Source organism: Achromobacter sp. MFA1 R4 (genome assembly GCF_900156745.1).
Classification (GTDB): Bacteria; Pseudomonadota; Gammaproteobacteria; order Burkholderiales; family Burkholderiaceae_B; genus Achromobacter.
Genome location: NZ_LT707065.1, coordinates 320,796 through 342,236, shown reverse-complemented (window position 1 = coordinate 342,236; position 21,441 = coordinate 320,796). Strand labels below are relative to the sequence as shown.

The window sequence follows — 21,441 nt, the reverse complement described above, 5'->3', positions numbered from 1 at the left end:
AACAACGCTGAGTGCGTAGAAAGAATCTTAAATTCAGGACGACCGCTCCGGTAGACCGCCAAATCGCGTCTCAGAGTTCTATTAATCGGACAATGAGGTGGGCGGTTGGAGGACGGGAAGGCCGTGGCGCGCCTGGCTCTGCGCTTCACGCCGGGCGTTTTCACGATACGCCTCTCCCATGAAATCCAACAGTTCCCGTACCGCGGGCAGGAGGCCGCGGCGGGACGGGAACACCGCGTGCACGCTGCCTGGCTCGGGCTGCCAGGGCGCGCCCACCGTGACGAGCGTCCCCGCGTCGAGCTCTTCGCGGATCATCAGCAGGGGCAGGGCGACGATGCCCACGCCCCGCAGCGCCGCCTGCTTCAGCGCCAGCATGTCGTCCGTGACCAGCCTGGGCATGAACGGCACGGTCAGGCGCGCGTTGTCCGGTCCCAGCAGACGCCATTGGCATTCGCGCTGTTCGGTGCCCAGCGCGAGCGCCGGCTGCCGGCTGATGTGCTGCAAGTCCGCGGGTTGGGGCAGGCCGCGAGCCAGCGCGGGGCTGGCCACCAGGCTCTGGCAGCTCATGCCCAGGTGCTTCATGACGAGGTCGCTGCTTTCGAGCGCGCCGAAGCGCACCCGCACGGCGAGGTCGAAGCCCTCGCGCAGCACGTCCACCGGGCGGCTGAAGCTTTTCAGGTAGACGTTCACCTTGGGGCACTTTTCCATGTAGCGCGCCACCACGTCGCCCAGGAAATAGTAGATAAGGGCGGGCGGCGCGGCGATACGGATCGTGCCCTGCGGTTCGGCGTGGGTGCGGTCGATGACATCCTGCGCCGCTTCGGCGCCCGCCAGCATCGCCAGGCACTGGTCGTAGTATTCCTGCCCCAGCTCCGTCACCGCGAACGTGCGGGTGGACCGCTGGATCAGGCGCACGCCCAGGCGCTCTTCCAGCAGCGCGATGCGCCGGCTCAGGCGCGACTTCGGGATGCCCAGGGCCCTGCCGGCGGGGGCGAATCCGCCATGTTTGACGACCTCGACGAAGTAATAGAGGTCATTCAGGTCATGCATGCATAGTCCTCGTCAATCCGGGTGGGGGGGGGCGGGCGACCCGCTTCAGGCGGCCAGCGCGGTTTCGTCCTTCCAGCGCTGCTTGTCGCGCAAGGGCGGCGCGCCGAAGAGGCGGCTGTACTCGCGGCTGAACTGCGACGAACTCTCGTAACCCACCGCATGCGCGGCCAGCGCCACGCCGGCGTCGTCCGTCAGCATCAGGCGCCGCGCTTCCTGCAGGCGCAGGTGCTTCTGGTACTGCAGCGGGCTCATGGCGGTGGCCTGCTTGAAATGGTGGTGCAGCGATGACACGCTCATGTGCACGTCGCGCGCGATCTCCTCCACCCGCAGCGGCTGGGCGAAATTATCACGCAGGATGCGGATCGCCTTGGCCACGCGGTTGAGCTGGCTGTCCTGCAAGACCGTCTGGCGCAGCACGACTCCCTGGCCGTTCATCAGCAGGCGATACAGCAGTTCGCGCTTGATCATCGGGGCGAGGATGGGGATGTCGCGTGGGGTGTCCAGCAGCCGCAGCAGGCGCACCACCACGTCCAGCAGCGTGCCGTCCAGCGGATTGACGCAAAGGGCGCGTGAGGTTTCCGCGGGGACCAGCGGCGGCAGGTTCTCGTCGCTGATCAGCGCGGTGATCTCCTCGGGGTTCAGGTCCAGCCGCAAGCCCAGGTAGGGCAGGGTCGGGCTGGCGACGGACACCTTGGCCACCACCGGCAGGTCCACCGACGAAATCAGGAAATGGAAGGGATCGTATTCATAGGTCTCGTCGCCGATGAAAAGACGCTTCGACCCCTGCGCGATGACCGCCAGCGCGGCCTTTTGCAGGGCTGGCTTGGCGCCGGTGGGTTGTGACAGCCGGTGCAGGTACAGGCCCTCGATCGGCGTATCCAGCGCCCCTTCCAGGGCGCCGGTCATGCGCTCCAGCGTGCATAGCAGCTCGGCGCGGGCAAGTTCGCAGGCGGCGTCCTGGACCGCGTGGGCCGGCTCGCCCGATCGGGCAGGATTCAGGGACATTGGGGGACTCCCGTGGCGTGCCTGCCGCAGGCGGGAATCGCCGCGGCGGCAGAGAATTGGGTGCCTGTCAGTGTATTGCCATCGGCCAGCGCGCGTGGCGGGCCGCCCAGGGGAATGGAGAATCAGGCAGGAATTTCGGAGAAAACGGCGGGTTCTGGTGCCCAGGCCGCGGCGCCGGAGAATCGGGCAAAAAAAGGGCAGGATCGAGCAGCGCGTGCGCGCTGCCCCGGACGCATACTGTCCACACCCCGGCAGGTTGCCGCAGCGGTCCCCGTTCCGGGGGCCGGCGTGCCCGCCAGCCCCTGAAGGAGCAAACATGCGATACAAGAAATTCGCCAGCACGGGCCTGTTCGTCTCGGAGCTGTGCCTGGGCACCATGACTTTCGGTGGCGAAGGCGAACTCTGGAGCAAGATCGGCAACCTGCAGCAGGAAGACGCCAACCGGCTGGTCGGGCGCGCGCTGGAGGCCGGCGTCAATTTCATCGACACGGCGGACGTCTATTCCGAGGGCCGCTCGGAAATCATCACCGGCCAGGCCCTGCGCGACCTAAAGGTCGCGCGCGACGACGTGGTGGTCGCCACCAAGGTTTTCGGGCAGACGGGCGCGGGCGTCAATGCCCGCGGCAATTCGCGCGTCCATATCCTGGATGGCGTCAAAAAGAGCCTGTCGCGCCTGCAACTGGACCACATCGACCTCTATCAGATCCACGGCTTCGACCCCGCCACGCCCATCGAGGAAACCCTGCGGGCGCTCGACACCCTGGTGCAGCACGGCCACGTGCGCTATGTCGGCGTCTCCAACTGGGCGGCCTGGCAGATCATGAAGGCGCTGGGCATTGCCGAACGCCTGGGCCTTGCGCGCTTCGAGTCGCTGCAGGCGTATTACACGATCGCGGGCCGGGACCTGGAGCGGGAACTGGCGCCCATGCTGAAGAGCGAGGGCGTCGGGCTGATGGTCTGGAGTCCGCTGGCCGGCGGGCTGCTGAGCGGCAAATACCGCCGCGACGGCGAAGCCGAAGCCGGCAGCCGTCGCGCGGCGTTCGATTTCCCGCCCGTGGACCGGGACCGCGCGTACGACACCGTCGACGCCATGCGGCAGATCGCGGACACGCGGGGCGTCTCGGTGGCGCAGATCGCGCTTGCCTGGCTGTTGCACCAGCCGGTCGTCACCAGTGTCATCATCGGCGCCAAACGCGTCGACCAGCTCGAGGACAACCTGGCGGCCACGGACATCCGGCTGACGCAGGAAGAGCTGGCGGCGCTGGATGAAGTCAGTGCGCTTGCGCCGGAATATCCGGGCTGGATGCACGTGCGCCAGGGCGAATTCCGGCGCCAGCAGCTGCGCGAGTCGGGCGCGGCCTGATCCGGCTTGCGCTCGGGAATGGACGGGCGGCCGATGCTCATGTGGAAGGCCAAGGACAAACTCTGTACGCCAACCGCGGTCGGCCATCTTAGGGCGGTGATGCTTCACCACCCGCTAGTAAAATCGCACCAGTTCCATTCTTGAAGCGCCAACATGAGTGAGTTTTTTACCGCCGGTGAACTGCTGGCCCTGCGCGAGCACGGCATCGCGGTTTTTGCCGACCGCGTGCTGATCGACGTCCAACCGCCCCTGGCCGATGCCCGCATCGCCGAGATCCAGGCCATGTGCGAGGGGCCGCTCCCGCAAGCGCTGCTCGACCTGTGGCGGCTTACCGCGGGGGGCGAGCTGGCGTATGACCTGCGGACGCAGATGGACGGAAACGAAGAGGCCTTGAGCTGGTCCGAGCTGTTCTACGACGGCAGCCAGCACTACCGCGATCTGCGCGGCTGGATCGAGCACGAGCAGGAATGCGCGCAAGACGCCGCCGAACAGGACGGCGCGGCCTGGAACGGCAAGCTGCGCTATCTGCCGATCGGCGGCTTCGAATACTGCGACCGCATCTACGTCGTCGTCGAGCCGGGGCCGCGCGCGGGCAGCGTGGTCGCCTGGAAGCAGGGCCTGCCGGGCTGGACGCATGCCCTGCAGCAGGACAGCATCGCGACCATCGCCACGGACCTGTACGGCGCCTTTGCCGCGTTGTGCCTGGAAGCGGACCCCGAGCAAGACGAGGACAGCACCGGCGTGCGCGTGCTGGAATACCTGGACGAACGCGTGTCGGCGCATGGCATGCCCCAGCCGCTGGCCGACCGCGTGGCCGCCTTCTACCGGCGGGCGCGGGTGGACTGGCGCACCCCGCTCGAAGCCGGCACGCTGGCCGACAAGCCTGGCCTTGCCGCGCTGGCCTTGCGGCATGCCCTGGCGCATGACGACGCCGGCCTCGTGCGGCGCCTGGCGGAGCAGGGTGTCAGTTTCCATGCGCCGTTGCACGGCAGCGCCCAGCCGGTGGACGTCGCCCTGTCGCAGCATGCCTTCGGCGCGGCGCAGGCGCTGCTGGACGCGGGAGCGCCGGTCAGCGCCACCGCCATCCACCGCTTCGATCGTGAGCCGCCCACGGAACTGGTGGCCGGGCTGCTGGCGCGCGGCGCCGTGGCCGATGCCCTGGGCGTGGCGCGTTGCGTGGCCTGCGGCTCGCCCGACGCCGCGCGCCTCGTGGCGCGGGCCTGCGGCGCAGGCATCGCCGACGCTTACGCCCAGGCGCGCGACGCCATGGCCACCCGCTACCAGGAAGACCTCAAGCGCGTGCGCGCCGGCAACCTGGGCCACTATCTGGGTGCGGACGGCCTGGCTGCGCGGGTTGCGAACCTGCGGGAGTTTTCGCTATGAATCGCCTGGTGCGCGCGCCGGCCCTGTGCTTTGCGCTGTGCGTTGGGCTGTGCTTGGGGCTGGGCATTGGGCTGGGCAGTCCCGCGGCCTGGGCGGCCGGCCGGCCCTCGTTCGATTGCGCGAAGGCCCGGAGCCCGGTCGAAAAGGCGATCTGCGCGGACGGCGCGTTGGCCGACCAGGACGCCAGCATCGGGAACCGCTTCGGCAAGGCGCGTAAATCCTTCGATGCGGCGACCGCCAAGGCGCTCACCGAAGACCAGCGCTGGTTCGTGCAGGTCCGGGACGAGGCCTATGCGTCTCCCCCCGGCAACGGCACGCCGCAAAAGGAACTGGCCGACCGGCTGAAGTACCGCGACGACTTCCTCGCCTCCCTGGTGTTCAAGCGGCGCCAGGGCTTCGAAGGGGATTGGGAGAATCTCGCGGGCGGCATCTCGATCCGCAAGCAGCCCGACGGCCGCTTGTCATTCGACGGCTCCGCGGCGCACCCGGAAAACGGGCGCTGGGTGTGCGATGTCCGGGGCGTGGGCGCCGTCAAGGGCGGCGCGCTGGTGGTCGAAACAATCGACGCCGAAGGCTGGACCTTGACCCTGGTCCGCAAGGGGGCGGGCCTGGCGCTGGCCGAACGCGCGCCGGCCGGCGCCGAGGACGCGGCGGGACGGCCGTATTGCGGGCTAAACGGCGCCCTGGGCGGCGTGTACTTTCCCGTCTCCAGGCCTTGATCGACCCGGGTCCACCCCGTCTAGAATGTGTTTCGCACCGCACCGCCGTGCATGTGTTATGTGTTCTTGATTGAAAGGACCGGCGTGACCATCCCGTATCTGCGCCGGCTGACGGCCGTCAGCCGCAGCCCGCAAGCCAACCGTCATCTCGCTTACCTGCTGACCTTCACCGCCGGCGCCGTCAACGCCGGCGGCTTCCTGGCCGTCCAGCAGTACACCTCGCACATGTCCGGCATCGTGTCGATGATGGCCGACCACATGGCGCTCGGCGGAATCGTCGTCGTGCTGCAGGGCCTGGGGGCGCTGCTGTCCTTCATGGCGGGGGCGGCCAGTTCGGCTTTTCTCATCAACTTCGGGCGCAGGTCCCGGCTTGCCAGCGAATACGCGCTTCCCCTGTTGCTGGAGGCCGTGCTGCTGCTCGTCTTCGGCCTGCTGGGCGCCAACCTGGAGACGCTGCGCTGGTTCTACGTGCCGGGGACGGTGATGCTGCTGTGCTACATCATGGGCCTGCAGAACGCGATGATCACCAAGGTCTCCCGGTCCGAGATCCGCACCACGCACGTGACGGGCATGGTGACCGACATCGGCATCGAACTGGGCAAGCTGTTTTACTGGAACGTCGCCAAAGGCGGCGCAGAGGCGATGCCGCGCGTGCTGGCCGACCGGGGCAAGCTCATCGTGCTGAGCCTCATGGTCACGCTGTTCTTCGTGGGCGGGGTGACGGGCGCGTATTCGTTCTTCAACTTCGGCTTCGGATCGACCTGGCCGCTGGCGCTCCTGCTGATGCTGCTGGCCGCGGTGCCGATCACGGACGACATCCGGCACTTCATGCATCGCGCATAGGCGGGCGCCTGGCCGGCCGCACCTCGCCGGCCGCACCTCGCCGGCCGCGCCTCGCCGGCCGCACCTGGCCGGCCGCACCTAGCCGGCTCTCGCCGTGCTTTGCCGGCTGGGCTTGGCGGCGGTGGAATGCCGCAGGAATACCTGGAGCGCCGCCAGGGTTTCGTGATGCAGGCGTGCCAGGCGGGCGTCTTTCTCCGGCTCGGTGATGGCGTAGCCGTCGGCGTCCAGGGAATAGGGCTCGCCCAGCAGCCGAGCAATGTCGACCTGGTAAAAGCTGGCGTTGCCGTAAGGCCGTTTGCCGTCGATATAAGGCATCGGCCAGAAGCGGTCGCCTTCGCGCAGGACGGCCTGCAGCGCCGGGCCGTCGGCCTCGCGCCACACGGCGGCCCGCAGCAGAATCAGGTGTTCCTTACGCAGCGCGAACATGCCCTGGCTGTCCACGCCGCTTTCCGGAAAGTCGAAGGCCGCGCGCATTGGCTCGGGCACGTCATAGCGGCCGGGCGCGAGCCTGCCGATCGACCCCACATAGCGCGGCACCAGCCTGCACACTTGCGCCATCCTGCGCACCGCCAGCGCGTCGTCCGTCGTTCCCAGGGCGCCGCGCACGACCGCAAGCGTATCCCCGCCTCCCAGCAGCGGCTGTTCAAAATCGATGGCGGGCGCGCCGGATTCGACCGGCATCCACTGCACGCGCAGCAGCCGCATCAGCGCGGCGTGCTGCGCGGTGTACGGCAGGCTGTCTCGCGGCGCCGCGAACACCTCGCGGATGATGGCGTCGCGGCCGGGCGAGGCCAGGGCGCGCAGCGGTGCGGCGGACAGGCTGGCCAGGGTCAGAAGGAGGGTGCGGCGTAGCATGGCGGGTCGCGGGCGTGAAAGGCGGGGTCATAAGATACCGGAAGCCCGCCGCCACGCACAAAAGCACCGGGGCGGGCCCGGGCATACAATCCCGCAGTGGCATCGGCGCGCGGTCATGCGACCCGGCCCAGGCCCAGGCCTCGGCCACGCTCGAGCGCCGGGCATTCATAGGAGGAGCAGACAAGACATGGACGCAGAATTCTGGCTGGAACGGTGGCGCGAAGGGCGCACGCATTTTCATCAGTCGCGGGTAACGCCCCTCTTGCAGAAATACTGGCCGACGCTGGGCGTGCCCAAGGGCGGCAAGGTGCTGGTCCCGCTTTGCGGCAAATCGCTGGACATGGTGTGGCTGGCGGCGCAGGGCCATCAGGTGCTGGGGGCCGAGCTGTCGCAGCTCGCGGTCGAACAGTTCTTCGCCGAAAACGAGCTTCGTCCCGTCACGCACGACTCCGCATACGGCACCCATTACGTGGCCGGCAATATCGAGATCGTCTGCGGCGACATCTTCAAGATGGACGCCCAGGTGCTGTCGCATTGCGTGGGCGTGTACGACCGCGCGGCGCTGGTCGCGCTGCCGCTGGCCATGCGCGCGGATTACGTGCGCCACGTCTACGGCCAGTTGGCGCCGTCCTATCGCGGCCTGCTGATCACCCTGGACTACCCGCAGGACGAAATGGCCGGCCCGCCGTTTTCGGTGGTGGACAGCGAAGTGCAGGCGATCTTCGCGGATGTGTCGCCCGCCGTCATCATCGACCGCCGCGACATCCTGGACAAGGAGCCCAAGTTCCAGTCAGCCGGCGTGAGCCGCCTGGATACGGTGGTCTACCGCCTCGGCGTGCAGGACTGACGCGTCCTCGGCGCAAGCCGGCAGATCGGCCCGTCCGCGGGGGCTTCGCGGACAGGCCTTTTTGCTAGGTCATGAGCCAGCCGCCGGCCACGTCCAGGACCTGGCCGGTCACGAAGCGGGCCTGATCCGATGCGAAGAACAGGCAGGCGTCGGCCACTTCCTCGGGCGTGCCCAGCCGCCGCAGCGCGGTCACGGCGGCCACGGCGTCATTGATCTCCTGCGGCACGCTTTTCAGCAAGGGCGTGCTGATCCGCCCGGGCGCCAGGGCGTTCACCGTGACCTGATGTTCGCCGAGTTCGGCGGCCCAATGGCGCGTCAGCCCGATCAGCCCCGCCTTGGTGGCGGCGTAATGCGCGGCCACGATGTCGCAATACGCCTTGCCCGCCACCGACGACATGTTGATCACCCGCCCTTGCCGCGCCCGCACCATGTGCGGCGTGGCCAGGTGGGTCATGTAGAACACGCTGTTCAGGTTGACCGAGACGACGTTGTTCCATTCGGCGGGCGGCATTTCCCAGACCTTCAGCGCGCGGCCGTTCGTCTTGGGCGAGATGCCGACGTTGTTCACCAGGACGGTCGCGGCGCCCAGTTGCTGCGTGATGCGCTCGTAGGCGGCCTGGCATTGGTCGAAATGCGCGACGTCGGCGGGCACGAAGCACACGTCGTGGCCGCGTTTGCGCAGCGCGCTTTCAACGGCCTGGCCGCCTTGCGCGTTGAAATCGATGAGGCCGACGCGGGCGCCCTCGGCCAGGAAGGCCTGGACGATGGCCCCGCCGATACCGCCCACCGCGCCCGTGACGATGACGGTCTGGTCCGTAAAGCGCGCACCCATGGCCGCACTCATGGCCGCACCTGCAGCATGATCTTGCCGATGTGCCTGCTGCTTTCCATGAGCGCGTGCGCGCGCGCAGCCTCGGCCAGCGGGAAGACTTCGTGGATCAGGGGCAGGCACTTTCCCTGCGCCATGAGCGGCAGCACCTTTTCCACGAGCGATTGCGCGATGGCGCCCTTGTCCTCGTCGGAGCGCGGGCGCAGCGTCGATCCGGTGAACTGCAGGCGCTTGGTCATGATGGGCAATGCGTCGATCTCGGCCTTGCTGCCCTCCAGGAAGGCGATCTGCACCAGCCGGCCGTTCAGGGCCAGCAGCCGCAGGTTCCTGTTGATGTAGGCCCCGCCCACCATGTCCAGGATCACGTTGACGCCCGCGCCGCCGGTGCCCTCGCGCACGGCGGATTCGAAGTCCGTGTCGCGGTACAGCACCGCGTGGTGCGCGCCGGCCTTGCGGCAGGCATCCGCCTTTTGCGCGTTGCCGACGGTGGTCCAGACCTCTGCGCCAAAGGCGCGCGCCAGCTGAATGGCCGTCAGGCCGATGCCGCTGGAGCCGCCGTGGACCAGGAATTTCTCGCCCGCGGCCAGGCGCGCGCGGTCGAACACGTTGGTCCACACCGTGAAATAGTTCTCGGGAATCGCCGCGGCCGTCAGCAGGTCCATCCCGTGCGGAACCGGCAGGCAGTGGCGTTCGTCGGCAAGGCAGTACTGGGCGTAGCCGCCGCCCGGCGTCAGCGCGCAGACCTGGTCGCCCACCTTCCAGGCCTGCACGTCGGGGCCGGCAGCCACGATGGTGCCCGACACCTCCAGGCCCAGATAGGGCGAGGCGCCCGGCGGCGGGGGGTAGGAGCCCGACCGTTGCAGCACGTCCGGGCGGTTGACGCCGGCGTAGGCGACCTCGATGAGCACCTGGCGGCCCGTGGGCGCTTCCATGTCGCGCTCGGCAATGCGCATGCAGTCGGGCGCGCCGCCCTTGCCATGGTCGATGAATGTGCAGCGTAAAGACATGAGACGTTGGTCCTTGGATTCAGTGGCCCAGGTAGGCCTTCTTGACATGGGGATCGCTGAGCAGCTCCTCGCCCGTGCCCGTGCGCACGATGGCGCCGTTTTCAAGCACATAGCCGCGATCCGCCAGCCGCAGCGTGCGAAAGACGTTCTGCTCGACCAGCAGCACCGTGACGCCATGCGCGGTGACGTCGCGGATGATGTCGAACATCTGCTGCACCAGCAGCGGCGACAGGCCAAGCGAGGGCTCGTCGAACACGAGCAGCTTGGGGTCGGACATCATGCCGCGCGCGATCGCCACCATCTGCTGTTCGCCGCCCGACAGCGATCCGGCGTACTGGCTCATGCGCTCCTTGACGCGCGGAAAGATGCGCAGCACCTCTTCAAGCTTGCGCTCGACGATGGGCCGCGCCGCGCGCTTGTACGAGCCCATCAGCAGGTTGTCGCGCACGGTGAAGTGGGGAAACAGCTGGCGGCCCTCGGGGATCATGGTGATCCCGGCGTCCACGATGTCGTAGGGCTCGCGGTTGGTCAGGTCCTGGCCTTCGAATTCCACCTTGCCCTGCGTGGCGGGGATCACGCCGCACAGCGTCTTGAGCGTGGTCGTCTTGCCCGCGCCATTGGCGCCGATCAGCGTAACGATCTCGCCCGCGTTCACCTCGAAATCCAGGCCGTTGAGCACCTGGCTCTTGCCATAGCCCGAGGTCAGGTTCGACACCTTAAGCATCTTGAAACTCCTTGCCCAGATAGGCTTCGATGACGGCGGGGTTCTCGACCACGTCCTTCGGGGCGCCGCTGACCAGCACGCCGCCTTCGTTCAGGACGATGATGCGATCCGACAGCGCCATCGTCGCCTGCATCATGTGTTCGATCAGCAGCACCGATACGCCCGAATCGCGGATGCGCCGGATCATCTGGATGGATTTTTCGATGTCGGTGGGGTTCAGGCCCGCCATCACCTCGTCCAGCAGCAGGATGCGCGGCTTGATGGCCAGCGCGCGCGCCACCTCCAGGCGCTTCATGCCGCCCACGGTGAGGCTGCGCGCCTCGGTGTTCAGGTACTTCACCAGGTCGGTCTGTTCGGCGACCTTGAGCGCGATCTGTTCGGCCTCGTCCCGGTCGGACGTGTGGATGAAAGCGCCCAGCATGATGTTCTCAAGCACCGTCAGGCCTGTGAACGGCTTGGCGATCTGGAAAGTGCGCCCCAGCCCCTGGTGCGCAAAGGCGTCGGGCGTCCGGCAAACGACCCAGTTGTCCTTGGCATCCAGCATCGAGATATCGCCCTTGTCCGGCGACAGGAAGCCCGACAGCAGGTTGAACACCGTGGTCTTGCCCGCGCCGTTCGGCCCGATCATGCCCAGGATCTCGTGCTGGTTGAGCGTCAGCGACACATCGTTGGTGGCGCGCAGGCCGCCAAAGCTCTTGAACAGGCCTTCGGCCTTCAGCACGGGCCGGTCGGTGCGGGTCGCGTTGCGGATGCGGATCTCGTCGGCGAGCTTGAGCTTGGGGCGGGGTGTGCCCAGGTAAGGCAGCCTGGCCAACAGGCGCTCGACGAAGGGACCGAACGCGCCGGCCAGCCCGCGCGGAATGGTCAGCACCACGGCCACCAGGATCAGGCCGTAGATCAGGCCATGCATGCCGTTGCCCACGCTGCTGAGCCAGCCGCGCGCGAGTTCCGCGATGGGCAGCACCAGGAAGGTCCCGGCGATGGGGCCGGACACGGTGCCAAGTCCGCCGATCAGCGCGAACATCGCCACCTGGATGGACAATTCGAGCGAGAACGCGGAGCTGGGGTCGACGAAGGTCAGGTAGGTGATGTGGAAGGTGCCGATGATGCTGGTCAGCACGGCCGAGACGACGGCCGCGATGATCTTGACCCGCACGGTGTGGATGCCGACCGCAAGCGCCGCGTCCTCGCGTTCGCGGATTGCGATCAGGTAGTGCCCGATGCGCGACTTGCGGATGTACCACGAGACCCAGGTCACCACCACGAAGAGGCCAAACGCAATGATCACGTAGTTGATCTTTTCGCGGAACACGATCCACGCCCAACCGATGTTCAAGGGCAGGCTGATGCCGCTCGATCCGCCGGTCCAGCTTTCCTCGTGGATGACCAGCAGGCGTACCACCTCGAGGATGGCGATGGTCGCCAGCGCGAAGAAGGGGCCGCGCAGCCGCAGCGTGGGATAGCTGATCAGGATGGCGACCGCCGCGGAAATGGCGGCGCCGGCGAACATGCCGATCCATGGCGAGATGCCGAAGTTCTGCGTCAGCAGGGTGGCCGTGTAGCCGCCGATCCCGTAGAACACGGCGTGTCCCAGGGAAAGCTGGCCCGCATAGCCCCCCACGATGTTCCACGCGACCGACAGCGCGGAAAACACGAACAGCAGGACGAAGAGGTTGGTCCAGAAAGGGGTGCCCATGACGACGGGCACAAGGAACATCACGATCAGCAGGATGAGGCTGACGTAGGATTTGGGGTGTCGAAAGTCGGGAAACACGTCTTGCTCCTTGTTGTTCCGGGTCACTCGGTACCGACGCCGAACAGGCCGTTCGGCTTCAGGACAAGGATCAAGAGGAAGATCCCGAAATAGACAACCTCCTTCAGGTCGGGCGCGATGTAGAAGCCCGCCAGCGTATCGACGATGCCGATGATCATGGAGCCGGCGACGGCGCCGTACAGGCTGCCCAGGCCGCCCAGCACGACAATCACGAAGGCCGTCAGCACGAAGTAGGTGCCCACCGTGGGAAACACGGGGTACTGCGGGGCCAGCAGGCCCGCGGCGATGCCGACGAACGCCGTGCCCAGGCCGAAGGCGATGGCGTAGACGTTGTTGACGTTCACGCCCATCAGGGTGGCCGCATAGCGGTGCTGGGCCACGGCGCGCAGCGCGCGGCCCAGGTAGGTGCGGTGCATGAATAGGTGCAGCAGCACGGCCAGCGTCAGGCCGATCACGAAGGTGACGAGCTGGCCCGTGACCATCGAGTAAGGGCCCACGTCGATGGCGTTGGTGCCCAGTTCGACCGGCGCGCGATAGACGTTGGCGCCGAAGATCACCAGCGCGAGGTTCAGGAGAATGGTGGACACACCCACCGTGGCGAAAATCTGGATGTGCTGGTCCGCATGCAGCAGCGGCTGGATGATGCCCTTCTGGGTCAGCGCGCCCAGCGCGAACAGGATGACCGCCACTGGGATCAGCCCCGCGTAGGGATGGACGCCGAACTGCGCCGCGATCAGATAGACCATGTACATGCCTATCATCAGGAATTCGCCATGCGCGAAGTTCACGACGCGCACGACGCCGAAAATCAGCGTCAACCCCAGGCTGATGATGGTGTATGCGCCGCCCAGCAACAGGCCATTGATGACCAGTTGAATGAATAATTCCATGGTGCAACCTTTAAGTGCGGGAGGCGCTCCGTCCCTGTCCCGCAGCGTCCAGGGACGGGGCGCCCAAGCCCCGGGAAAGGCCGGACGCGCCCCGGGGCCGCGAGGCCCGGGCGTCCGGCCGCTGGCATTGCGCTCTATTTCTTGAAGATGGGCTTGCCGAGAGCGAGGTTTTCCGGGCCGATGGTGACGAGCTTGCCGTCCTGCCACTGCATCACGTAGAACGTGGACGCATTGTTCTGCCCGTCTTCGCCGAAGTCGAAGCCCCAGCCGTTGGCCGTCTGGCCGGCGGGCTTCTTGTAGGCCAGCACCGCGGCGCGGATCTTGTCCTTGTCGGTGGACTTGGCGTTGCCGATGGCTTCAAAGAACGCCTTGGCGCCAACGTAGTTGGTCAGGCTGTGGCCGGACTGGGGATCGCTCTTGTAGGTGCTGCGGTAGGCCTGCAGGAACTTGTCCAGGCCGGGGGCGCCGGCCGGATTGATGGACGCCTGCGGGAAGTCCAGGTCGAACACCCCGTTCATGTCGGCGCCCACGGCCTTGGCGGTATCGGCCAGCGAGTAGCCGCCGCCCGCCCCGATCACGACCTTGGGCTTGAAGCCCGCCGCGCGCGCCTGGCTGAAGAAGAGGATGGCGTCGTTCTGATAGGCCGTCTGCAGCACCACGTCGGCCTTCGCGCCCTTGAGCCGCAGGATCAGCGATGACAGGTCGACCGTCTTGGCCGAATACGGCAGGACTTCGACCACGTTGTAGCCCAGTTCCTGCGCACGCTTCTTTTCGGTGGCCGCGACGTCGGTGCCGTAGGGGCCGTCCTCGTGGATGATGCCGATCCGGATGTCCTTGGGATTCAGGCCCATGCCGGGAGCGATGGTTTCGTGGAGCGCATTCACGACGGAAACGCCGTACAGCGCGGTGTTGGGGTTGCTGCGGAACAGGTACTGGTAGCCGCGCGTGGTGATCTTGTGGGCGGTGGCGCCCAGTTCGAAGTAGGGCACCCCGGCCAGCTCGGTGACGGGCGAGGCCGCATACGAGATGCCCGAAGCGTAGCTGCCGAACACGCCGACCACGTTGGCGGAAATGAGGCGCTTGGTCTCCGACACGGCCTGCGTGGGATCCACGGCGTCGGCCTTGACGATTTCGATCTTCTCGCCGTTGACGCCGCCTGCGGCGTTGATTTCGTTCACGGCCAGTTCCAGGCCGCGGTAGCTTTCCTGGCCAAGCAGCGCAAGCGCGCCGCTGAACGGGAAGAGGGCGCCCACCTTCATGTCGGCCGCTGCGGTGCCGCTTGCCAGGGCGCCGCACACGCCCAGCGCCAAAACAATTTTGTTGAACTTGAACACTGTCTACGCTCCTTTGTTGGTATGGAATGCGGACTGAATCTACGTGCCGTCCGTCTTTTTGTATATATGATATATGCGCCGGCGAGGCGAAAACCCTCGCCTTTGATTCTAGTGTCGGTCGCTGTATGACGAATCAGGGAATTCCCTGAAACCGCATGAATAAAGCCTTAGCGGCCGATCTACGAAAAATATTCAGACAAAATTCCGTCACGCGGATGTAGTGCCAAGGTGGTTCAAAACGCCGCATGACGGAGTCAAGAATAGCTGTTTTTATCATATATCGTATATGATGAATCGCGCTTTTCAGAACAGTCCTAGGAGTCAAAAGCATGTTCGAGGAAGTTGATTTCACCGGCAAGAAGGTGCTGATCACCGCAGGCGCGGACGGGTTGGGGCTGGAAATGGCCAAGGTCTTTCACCGCGCCGGCGCCGCCGTTTTCGTGTGCGACGTCAATGAAGCGCGTCTTGCCGCCTTGCCCGCCGAACTGCCCGGCGTGAAGGTGGCGCGGGCGGACGTGTCCGACGAGGCCAGCGTTGAACAGCTCTTTGCCGGGGTGAAGGAAGCGCTGGGCGGGCTGGACATCCTGGTCAACAACGCGGGCGTCGCGGGCCCGACCGGCTACGTCGAAACCCTGTCCAAGGCCGATTGGGACCGCACGCTCGCCGTCAACATCACGGGCCAGTTCCTGTGCGCCCGCCAGGCCATCCCGCTGCTCAAGGAATCGAAGGCCGGCGTGATGATCAACCTGTCCTCGGCCGCGGGCCATCTCGGGTTCGCCGGACGGTCGGTGTATTCGGCTTCCAAGTGGGCGGTGATCGGCTTCACGAAGTCCCTGGCCATCGAGCTGGGCGGCTACGGCATCCGCGTCAACGCCATCCTGCCGGGCGCCGTCGAAGGGCCACGCATCCGCGCCGTCATCGCGGCCAAGGCCGAAACGTTGGGACGCCCGGTCCAAGAGATCGCGGCCCAGTACGAGAACCAGGCCGTGCTGGGGCGCATGGTCACCGCGCGCGACATCGCCAACATGGTGTTGTTCAACGCCAGCGAGGCCGCCCGCAGCGTGACGGGCCAGGCCATCGTGGTCGATGGCTTCACGCAGAAGCTCTACTGATGGAGGCCGCCACCGCGGCGCGGCGCGCCGCCATCATCGGAACCGGCCTGATCGGCCAGGGCTGGGCCATCGTCTTTGCGCGCATGGGCTGGGAAGTGCGGCTGTACGACGTCAACGCCGCCATGCTGGCCGAGGCGCGCGCCCTGATCCTGCAACAGTTGCGGGAACTGGAAACGCAGGGCCTGCTGGCAGGCGCGGACGCCATCGTCGACCGCGTGCAGACGGCAGCCAGCCTGCAGGAAGCCCTGGCGGGCGCCGACTACATCCAGGAAAACTCCCCGGAACAGGTGCAGACCAAGCGCCAGCTCTTTTCCGAACTGGATGCCCTGGCCGAGCCCCACGCCATCATCGGCAGTTCCACGTCCAGCATTCCGGCCAGCCAGTTCACCGAACATCTGGCGGGCAGGCACCGCTGCCTCGTGGCCCATCCGGTCAATCCGCCTTACCTGATCCCGGTCGTCGAGCTGTGCCCGGCGCCCTGGACCAGCCCCGAAGCGCTGGCGCGCGCGCGCGAGGTCATGACCAGCATCGGTCAGAAGCCCGTGCTGGTCCGCCAAGAGATCGAAGGCTTCATCCTGAATCGCCTGCAGGGCGCCTTGCTGCACGAGGCCTTCCGGCTTGCCAGCCAGGGCATCGCCAGCGCCGAGGACATCGACACTACCGTCAAGGACGGACTGGGCTTGCGCTGGGCCTTCATGGGCCCGTTTGAAACCATAGACCTCAATGCGCCGGGCGGCATTGCCGACTACTGCCAGCGCTACGGCGACCTCTACCAGTCCATCGGCGCCACGCAAGGCGAATGCGTGGCCTGGGAGGGGGCGCTGGTCGACACCCTGTCCGACGAGCGGCGCAGCCTGCTGCCCGCCGAGGATCTGCCCGCGCGCCGCTTCTGGCGCGACGACATGCTGATGCGCCTGATGCGTCACAAACAAAGCAACGGAGACAACCATGGCTAAACCCAAACCGAAAGTCGTCATCACCTGCGCCGTGACGGGCGCCATCCATACGCCCAGCATGTCGCCGCACCTGCCGGTCACGGCCGACGAGATCGCCGAGGCGGCCATCGGCGCGGCCCAGGCCGGGGCCGCGGTGCTGCACCTGCATGCGCGCGATCCCCAGACGGGCAAGCCTTCGCAGGATCCGGTGCTGTTCCAGCCTTTCCTCGAACGCATCAAGCGCGAGACCGACGCCATCATCAACATCACCACGGGCGGCAGCCCCCACATGACGGTCGAAGAACGCATGCGGCCGGCCACCACGTTCAAGCCGGAGCTGGCGTCGTTGAACATGGGATCCATGAACTTCGGCCTGTTCCCCATGCTGGGCCGCTTCCAGGACTTCAAGCATGACTGGGAACGCGAGCACCTGGAAAACAGCCGCTCGCTGATCTTTCGCAACACCTACCAGGACATCGAATCCATCCTGACGCTGGGCAACGCCAATGGCACGCGCTTCGAGTTCGAGTGCTACGACATCAGCCATCTCTACAACCTGGCCCACTTCGTGGACCGGGGTCTGGTCAAGTCGCCGCCCTTCATCCAGTCCGTGTTCGGCATCCTGGGCGGCATCGGTCCGCATCCGGAAGACCTGATGCACATGAAGCGCACCGCCGATCGCCTCTTTGGCGACGACTACGAATGGTCGATCCTGGGCGCGGGCCGCAACCAGATGCCGCTGGCGACCATCGGCGCGGCCATGGGCTCGAACGTGCGGGTGGGGCTGGAGGACTCGCTCTGGATCGGTCCGGGACAACTGGCCGAATCCAATCGGATGCAGGTGGAACGCATCCGCGGCATCCTTGAAGCGCTCAACCTGGAGATCGCCACGCCGGACGAGGCGCGGGCCAAGCTGGGCCTGAAGGGCAGGGACAACGTGGCGTTCTGACAGCGCGCGCCGGGTGGGGGCGCGCCGGGCAGCCGGCCGGCCCCGCCGGCTGCCGCAGGTCAGGCGTAGCGACGCAGCGCGTCGGCCAGCGTGTTCACATCCAGCGTGCGATCGAAGTTCGCGGCATGGCGGGCCTTCAGGCTGAGGTCTGCCGCCAGCGACAGTTCCGCGTCCGGCGGCGCGGCGGGCGCACCGAGTTCGCGCAGCGTAACGGGCAAGCACACCTGGGCGTACCACTGCTTCAGGTCGGCCAGCATGCCGTCGCCGCGGTTCTCCAGGTCCAATTGCACCAGCAGGCCCACGGCGACCTGCAGGCCGTGCAGGGCCGTCGCCACGCCGGTGATCTTTGGCAGCCCGCGCGTCAACGCGTGGGCAATGGACAGGCCCCCGCTTTCAAATCCGAGACCGCTCATGAGGATCATCGCTTCCACCACGCGCTCGAACGCCGGCGTGGGCTGCCCGGTGCCCGCGACGGCGACCGCGTCGGCGCCGTCGGCAAGCAGCGTCCGCAAGCAGCCGTCGGCAATGAGCTGGGCCGTGACCAGCGGCGCCGCGTCATACATGTTTTTGCCGCCATTGCGCGCGCATTGCTCGGCTTCGAACTTCTTGGAAATGGCGTCGCCCAGCCCGGCCCGGAAGAAATGCACGGGCGCGGTGGCAATGATGGCGGTGTCGACCAGCACGATCGTGGGGTTGAACAGCATGTGCTCGACCGCCAGGAGGTTGTGATGCGCGTCGTACAGCACGTAGTTCTTGCTGGTGGGGGCATCGTTGGACGCCACGGTGGGCACGGTGATCAGGTGGCAATGCGACGATTTGGCCACCGCCTTGCCGGCATCGAGCGACTTGCCGCCGCCGACCGCGATGACCATGTCGATGCCCGCCGGCGCGGCCTGCGCGCGCAGGCCCTCGATGACATCAGGCGTCAGGTCGCCTTCCACGATCAGCGGCGAAAGCGCCACGCCGTGCGCCGCGCACAATGCTTCGATTCTTGGACCCAGCACGCCATGGACGTAGCCGTCGATGACGAGGGCGGCGCGCCGCCCGAACAACGCCGCATATTGTCCCAGCGTGTCCAGGGCGCCCGAGCCCTGGATATAGCGGCTGGGCGCTCCAAAAATCTTCAGCATGGCATCTCCCTATTTGCGGGCCCCGGGGGGGCGGTAGTCGAGTTCTTTTTCGCGTTCGACCAGCCAGTCGATCATGATCTTTCCGCCCCACACCAGGTCGGCCTGGATGGCCTGGCGGGCGGCTTCCGAATCGCGCGCTTCCAGGGCCTCGATCACGGCCTCGTGCCGATGTTCGTCCAGCGAATAGTCCAGCCCCGCCGTCTTGATGTGGAACACCTTGAGAATCGGGCCCGTGATGACCCAGAACGACTCCACGGTGTTGCGCAGGATGGGCTTGTTGCTGGCTTCCAGGATGGCAAAGTGAAACTTGCGGTTCAGGTAGCTGGCGCGTTTGGGATCGGTGGACGTGCACGAGATGAAATCCCGCTGCAAGGCGATCAGGTTGTCGAGCTGCTTGCGCGTGATGTGCTGCGCGGCCTCGGCCGCGCCCATGCCTTCGAGGTGAAAGCGGATCTGCTGGATTTCCCGCAGTTTTTCGGAGTTGACGTAGGGCACGTACACCGCGGTGGCGGCCTGCATCTCCAGCCCCTGCTCGCTGATGAGCCGGAAAATGGCTTCGCGCACGGGCGTGATCGACACGCCCATTTCCTGCGCCAGTTCCCCGATGATCAGGCGCTCGCCAGGTTCGTACTGCCCATTGATCAGGGCATTGCGGATTTCGTTATAGACCCTGACGGAAAGGTTCTCTTTTTTGACCGGTTTGAGGCTGGGCATGGCGTTTCTAGCTTGCTGTATGGAGGATGCGGGGTGAATCCAGGTTGGATTCTAGCCCGGCGTAGCCAATTCGCGCACAGTGAGTATATTATATATCATATATCCATACGACAGGAGGAGACGCCATGCGCTTGGGTCAGGATGCCCCCACTTCAGGGGAAATCGCGATGCTGCGGGACAAGGCCCGCCATATCAGGCTGGAGACCATCCGCCTCATCGAAATCGCAAAGGTCGGCCACTACAGTTCCGTGTTTTCCTGCGCGGAGATCTTCGCCGCGCTGTACTACGACGTGATGCGCCTGCGCCGGGGCGAGCCCCATTGGCCCGACCGCGACCGCTTCCTCATGGGCAAGGGCCACGCCGCCGTCGGCTTGTTCCCGGTACTGGCGGACCTGGACTTCATCGGCCGCGACATGCTGGACGGCTACACCCGGCTGGGCAGCCCGCTGGGCGACCACCCCGACATGACCAAGGTGCCCGGCGTGGACTTCAGCTCCGGCTCCATCGGCCACGCCTTGTCCAATGGCGTGGGCATGGCGCTGGGCGGGCGCATGAGCGGGCGCGACTTCAACGTGTTCGTGATGCTGGGCGACGGCGAAATGCAGGAAGGGCAGGTCTGGGAGGCTGCGCTGTTCGCCGCGCATAACCGCCTGTCGCGCCTTGTCGCCATCGTCGATCGCAACGGCTATCAGCTCGATGGCAAGGTGGACGACGTGATGGGCGTGGAATCCCTGCCGGACAAGTGGCGGGCGTTCGGCTGGGAGGTCCACGAGGTCGACGGCCACAACCTGTCGGCGCTGACCGCCTTGCTGCGCCGGCTGCGGGCCGACGACGCGCGCGACCGGCCGGCGTGCGTGATCGCCAGGACGATCAAGGGCAAGGGCGTGTCCTACATGGAAACCGAACCGGGTTGGCACCTGGGCTACCTGGCGCCGCAAGATGCGCAGAGCGCCGTCGACGAAATCCTTTCCCGCGAGATCTGAATGGCACAGGCACAAGTCCTCTCTCCCGATTCCTGGCAGTACCGCGCGCTCAACGCGGTGAACCCCGGGCTGTCGTATCTTTCCGACGCGTTGATCGAACTGGTGAAAGCCGGCCATCCTGTCGTCGCGGGTTCGGCCGACCTGCAATACTCCAACGGCCTGAACCGCTTCGCGCAGGCCTATCCCGACCGCTACGTCCAGTTCGGCATTTCCGAGCAGAACATGGTGTCGGCCGCGGCCGGCCTGGCCACCACGGGCATGATGCCCTTTGTCGCCACGTTCGCGTCCTTCCTGGGTCTGCTGTGCTGCGAACAGATCCGCATGGACGTCGCCTATACCCGCTTGCCGGTCCGCCTGATCGGCCACCATACCGGCATCAGCCTGGGGTTTTACGGCACCTCGCACCATGCCACCGAAGACATCTCCACCATGCGCGCGCTGGCCGGACTGACCGTGGTGTCGCCCGCAGACGGGCCGCAACTCGCGTCCGCCATCAAGGCGTCGGCGAACTGGCCCGAGCCCATCTATTTCCGCATCGGACGCGGCCGCGATCCGCAGGTCTATGCGGACGGCGCGCCCTTCGAATTCGGACGCGCCATCGTGCATGCGGAAGGCAGCGACCTCACCCTGATCGCCTGCGGCATCACGCTGCATGGCGCACTGGCCGCCGCCGACGCGCTGCGCGCCGAGGGACTGTCCGTGGGCGTCATCGACATGCCCACCATCAAGCCGCTGGACCGCGACGCCGTACTGAAGGCCGCCCGCCAGTCGCGCCTGCTGATGACCGTCGAAGAGCACAATGTGCTGGGCGGCCTCGGCTCGGCGGTGGCCGAGGTATTGGCCGACGCGGGCACGGGCACGCGGCTGCGCCGTCATGGCATCTATGACGAATACAGCCTCATCGCCCCGCCCACGACCCTGTACGCCCACTACAAGCTCGACGCCGCGGGCATCGCCGACGTCGCGCGCGAATTCATCAAGCATTGAAACGGAGA

At 66.5% G+C, this 21,441-nt stretch carries 21 protein-coding genes; 10 read left to right on the top strand and 11 right to left on the bottom strand.

What is annotated here, in order from left to right; genetic code table 11:
• Positions 1-81 precede the first annotated feature (81 nt).
• Both BXA00_RS01475 and BXA00_RS01470 read right to left on the bottom strand, forming a co-directional pair.
• Positions 82-1,050 carry a LysR substrate-binding domain-containing protein gene (locus BXA00_RS01475; protein ID WP_076515618.1) on the bottom strand — a complete coding sequence of 323 codons (969 nt, stop codon included), beginning with the start codon at positions 1,048-1,050 and terminating at the stop codon, positions 82-84.
• 45 nt (positions 1,051-1,095) lie between these two features.
• Positions 1,096-2,055 (bottom strand): AraC family transcriptional regulator, encoded by a 960-nt coding sequence (locus BXA00_RS01470; RefSeq protein WP_076515616.1) that lies wholly within the window; start codon positions 2,053-2,055, stop codon positions 1,096-1,098.
• 316 nt (positions 2,056-2,371) lie between these two features.
• Between BXA00_RS01470 and BXA00_RS01465 the strand changes: the two genes are divergently transcribed.
• The 4 genes from BXA00_RS01465 (at position 2,372) to BXA00_RS01450 (ending at position 6,363) form a co-directional block, all read left to right on the top strand.
• On the top strand, positions 2,372-3,418 hold the full coding sequence (locus tag BXA00_RS01465; RefSeq protein WP_076515614.1) for an aldo/keto reductase: 1,047 nt from the start codon (positions 2,372-2,374) through the stop codon (positions 3,416-3,418).
• A gap of 153 nt (positions 3,419-3,571) precedes the next feature.
• Positions 3,572-4,801, top strand: coding sequence for an SMI1/KNR4 family protein (locus tag BXA00_RS01460; RefSeq protein ID WP_076515612.1), 1,230 nt, complete (start codon positions 3,572-3,574; stop codon positions 4,799-4,801).
• A complete protein-coding gene (locus BXA00_RS01455; RefSeq protein ID WP_083714129.1) occupies positions 4,798-5,520 on the top strand; it encodes a lysozyme inhibitor LprI family protein in 723 nt (240 codons plus the stop codon). Before BXA00_RS01460 ends, BXA00_RS01455 begins: the two co-directional genes overlap by 4 nt.
• Before the next feature lie 84 nt (positions 5,521-5,604).
• The gene (locus BXA00_RS01450) at positions 5,605-6,363 is read left to right on the top strand and encodes a YoaK family protein (protein WP_076521736.1); all 759 of its coding nucleotides are present in this window, start codon (positions 5,605-5,607) and stop codon (positions 6,361-6,363) included.
• 78 nt (positions 6,364-6,441) lie between these two features.
• On the opposite strand, the gene BXA00_RS01445 is transcribed toward BXA00_RS01450, so the two are convergent.
• Entirely contained in the window at positions 6,442-7,218 is a 777-nt protein-coding gene (locus BXA00_RS01445; RefSeq protein WP_076515610.1) for a hypothetical protein, read from the bottom strand.
• Positions 7,219-7,405: 187 nt separating this feature from the next.
• On the opposite strand from BXA00_RS01445, the gene BXA00_RS01440 reads away from it, so the two are divergent.
• Entirely contained in the window at positions 7,406-8,065 is a 660-nt protein-coding gene (locus BXA00_RS01440; protein ID WP_076515608.1) for a thiopurine S-methyltransferase, read from the top strand.
• Between the two features lie 64 nt (positions 8,066-8,129).
• On the opposite strand, the gene BXA00_RS01435 is transcribed toward BXA00_RS01440, so the two are convergent.
• The 6 genes from BXA00_RS01435 to BXA00_RS01410 form a co-directional block, all read right to left on the bottom strand.
• Positions 8,130-8,897, bottom strand: coding sequence for an SDR family NAD(P)-dependent oxidoreductase (locus tag BXA00_RS01435; protein ID WP_076515606.1), 768 nt, complete (start codon positions 8,895-8,897; stop codon positions 8,130-8,132).
• An 8-nt stretch (positions 8,898-8,905) separates the two neighbouring features.
• Positions 8,906-9,901 carry an NAD(P)H-quinone oxidoreductase gene (locus BXA00_RS01430; RefSeq protein ID WP_076515604.1) on the bottom strand — a complete coding sequence of 332 codons (996 nt, stop codon included), beginning with the start codon at positions 9,899-9,901 and terminating at the stop codon, positions 8,906-8,908.
• A gap of 19 nt (positions 9,902-9,920) precedes the next feature.
• Positions 9,921-10,625, bottom strand: coding sequence for an ABC transporter ATP-binding protein (locus BXA00_RS01425; RefSeq protein WP_076515602.1), 705 nt, complete (start codon positions 10,623-10,625; stop codon positions 9,921-9,923).
• The gene (locus BXA00_RS01420; RefSeq protein WP_076521735.1) at positions 10,618-12,399 is read right to left on the bottom strand and encodes an ATP-binding cassette domain-containing protein; all 1,782 of its coding nucleotides are present in this window, start codon (positions 12,397-12,399) and stop codon (positions 10,618-10,620) included. The genes BXA00_RS01425 and BXA00_RS01420 overlap by 8 nt, the downstream gene beginning before the upstream one ends.
• Positions 12,400-12,422: 23 nt before the next feature.
• Positions 12,423-13,289: a branched-chain amino acid ABC transporter permease gene (locus tag BXA00_RS01415; RefSeq protein ID WP_076515600.1), complete on the bottom strand. Its 867-nt coding sequence runs from the start codon at positions 13,287-13,289 to the stop codon at positions 12,423-12,425.
• Positions 13,290-13,423: 134 nt separating this feature from the next.
• A complete protein-coding gene (locus tag BXA00_RS01410; RefSeq protein WP_076515598.1) occupies positions 13,424-14,623 on the bottom strand; it encodes an ABC transporter substrate-binding protein in 1,200 nt (399 codons plus the stop codon).
• A gap of 329 nt (positions 14,624-14,952) precedes the next feature.
• Between BXA00_RS01410 and BXA00_RS01405 the strand changes: the two genes are divergently transcribed.
• Genes BXA00_RS01405 through BXA00_RS01395 form a run of 3 tightly spaced genes read left to right on the top strand, consistent with a single transcriptional unit; the run spans position 14,953 to position 17,619 of the window.
• Positions 14,953-15,735, top strand: a complete 783-nt coding sequence (locus BXA00_RS01405) for an SDR family oxidoreductase (RefSeq protein WP_076515596.1) — start codon at positions 14,953-14,955, stop codon at positions 15,733-15,735.
• On the top strand, positions 15,735-16,691 hold the full coding sequence (locus BXA00_RS01400; RefSeq protein WP_076515594.1) for a 3-hydroxyacyl-CoA dehydrogenase: 957 nt from the start codon (positions 15,735-15,737) through the stop codon (positions 16,689-16,691). Before BXA00_RS01405 ends, BXA00_RS01400 begins: the two co-directional genes overlap by 1 nt.
• On the top strand, positions 16,684-17,619 hold the full coding sequence (locus BXA00_RS01395) for a 3-keto-5-aminohexanoate cleavage protein (protein ID WP_076515592.1): 936 nt from the start codon (positions 16,684-16,686) through the stop codon (positions 17,617-17,619). Before BXA00_RS01400 ends, BXA00_RS01395 begins: the two co-directional genes overlap by 8 nt.
• 59 nt (positions 17,620-17,678) lie before the next feature.
• Here BXA00_RS01395 and BXA00_RS01390 read toward each other — a convergent pair whose 3' ends face one another.
• Both BXA00_RS01390 and BXA00_RS01385 read right to left on the bottom strand, forming a co-directional pair.
• Positions 17,679-18,749 (bottom strand): glycerol dehydrogenase, encoded by a 1,071-nt coding sequence (locus BXA00_RS01390; RefSeq protein ID WP_076515590.1) that lies wholly within the window; start codon positions 18,747-18,749, stop codon positions 17,679-17,681.
• 9 nt (positions 18,750-18,758) lie between these two features.
• Positions 18,759-19,463 (bottom strand): GntR family transcriptional regulator, encoded by a 705-nt coding sequence (locus BXA00_RS01385; protein ID WP_076515588.1) that lies wholly within the window; start codon positions 19,461-19,463, stop codon positions 18,759-18,761.
• A gap of 125 nt (positions 19,464-19,588) precedes the next feature.
• Here BXA00_RS01385 and BXA00_RS01380 point away from each other — a divergent pair, with 125 nt between their 5' ends.
• Positions 19,589-20,446 carry a transketolase gene (locus tag BXA00_RS01380; RefSeq protein ID WP_076515586.1) on the top strand — a complete coding sequence of 286 codons (858 nt, stop codon included), beginning with the start codon at positions 19,589-19,591 and terminating at the stop codon, positions 20,444-20,446.
• Complete coding sequence (locus BXA00_RS01375) at positions 20,447-21,433, top strand: transketolase family protein (RefSeq protein WP_076515584.1); 987 nt, start codon at positions 20,447-20,449, stop codon at positions 21,431-21,433. It abuts the gene before it with no gap.
• Positions 21,434-21,441: the final 8 nt, after the last annotated feature.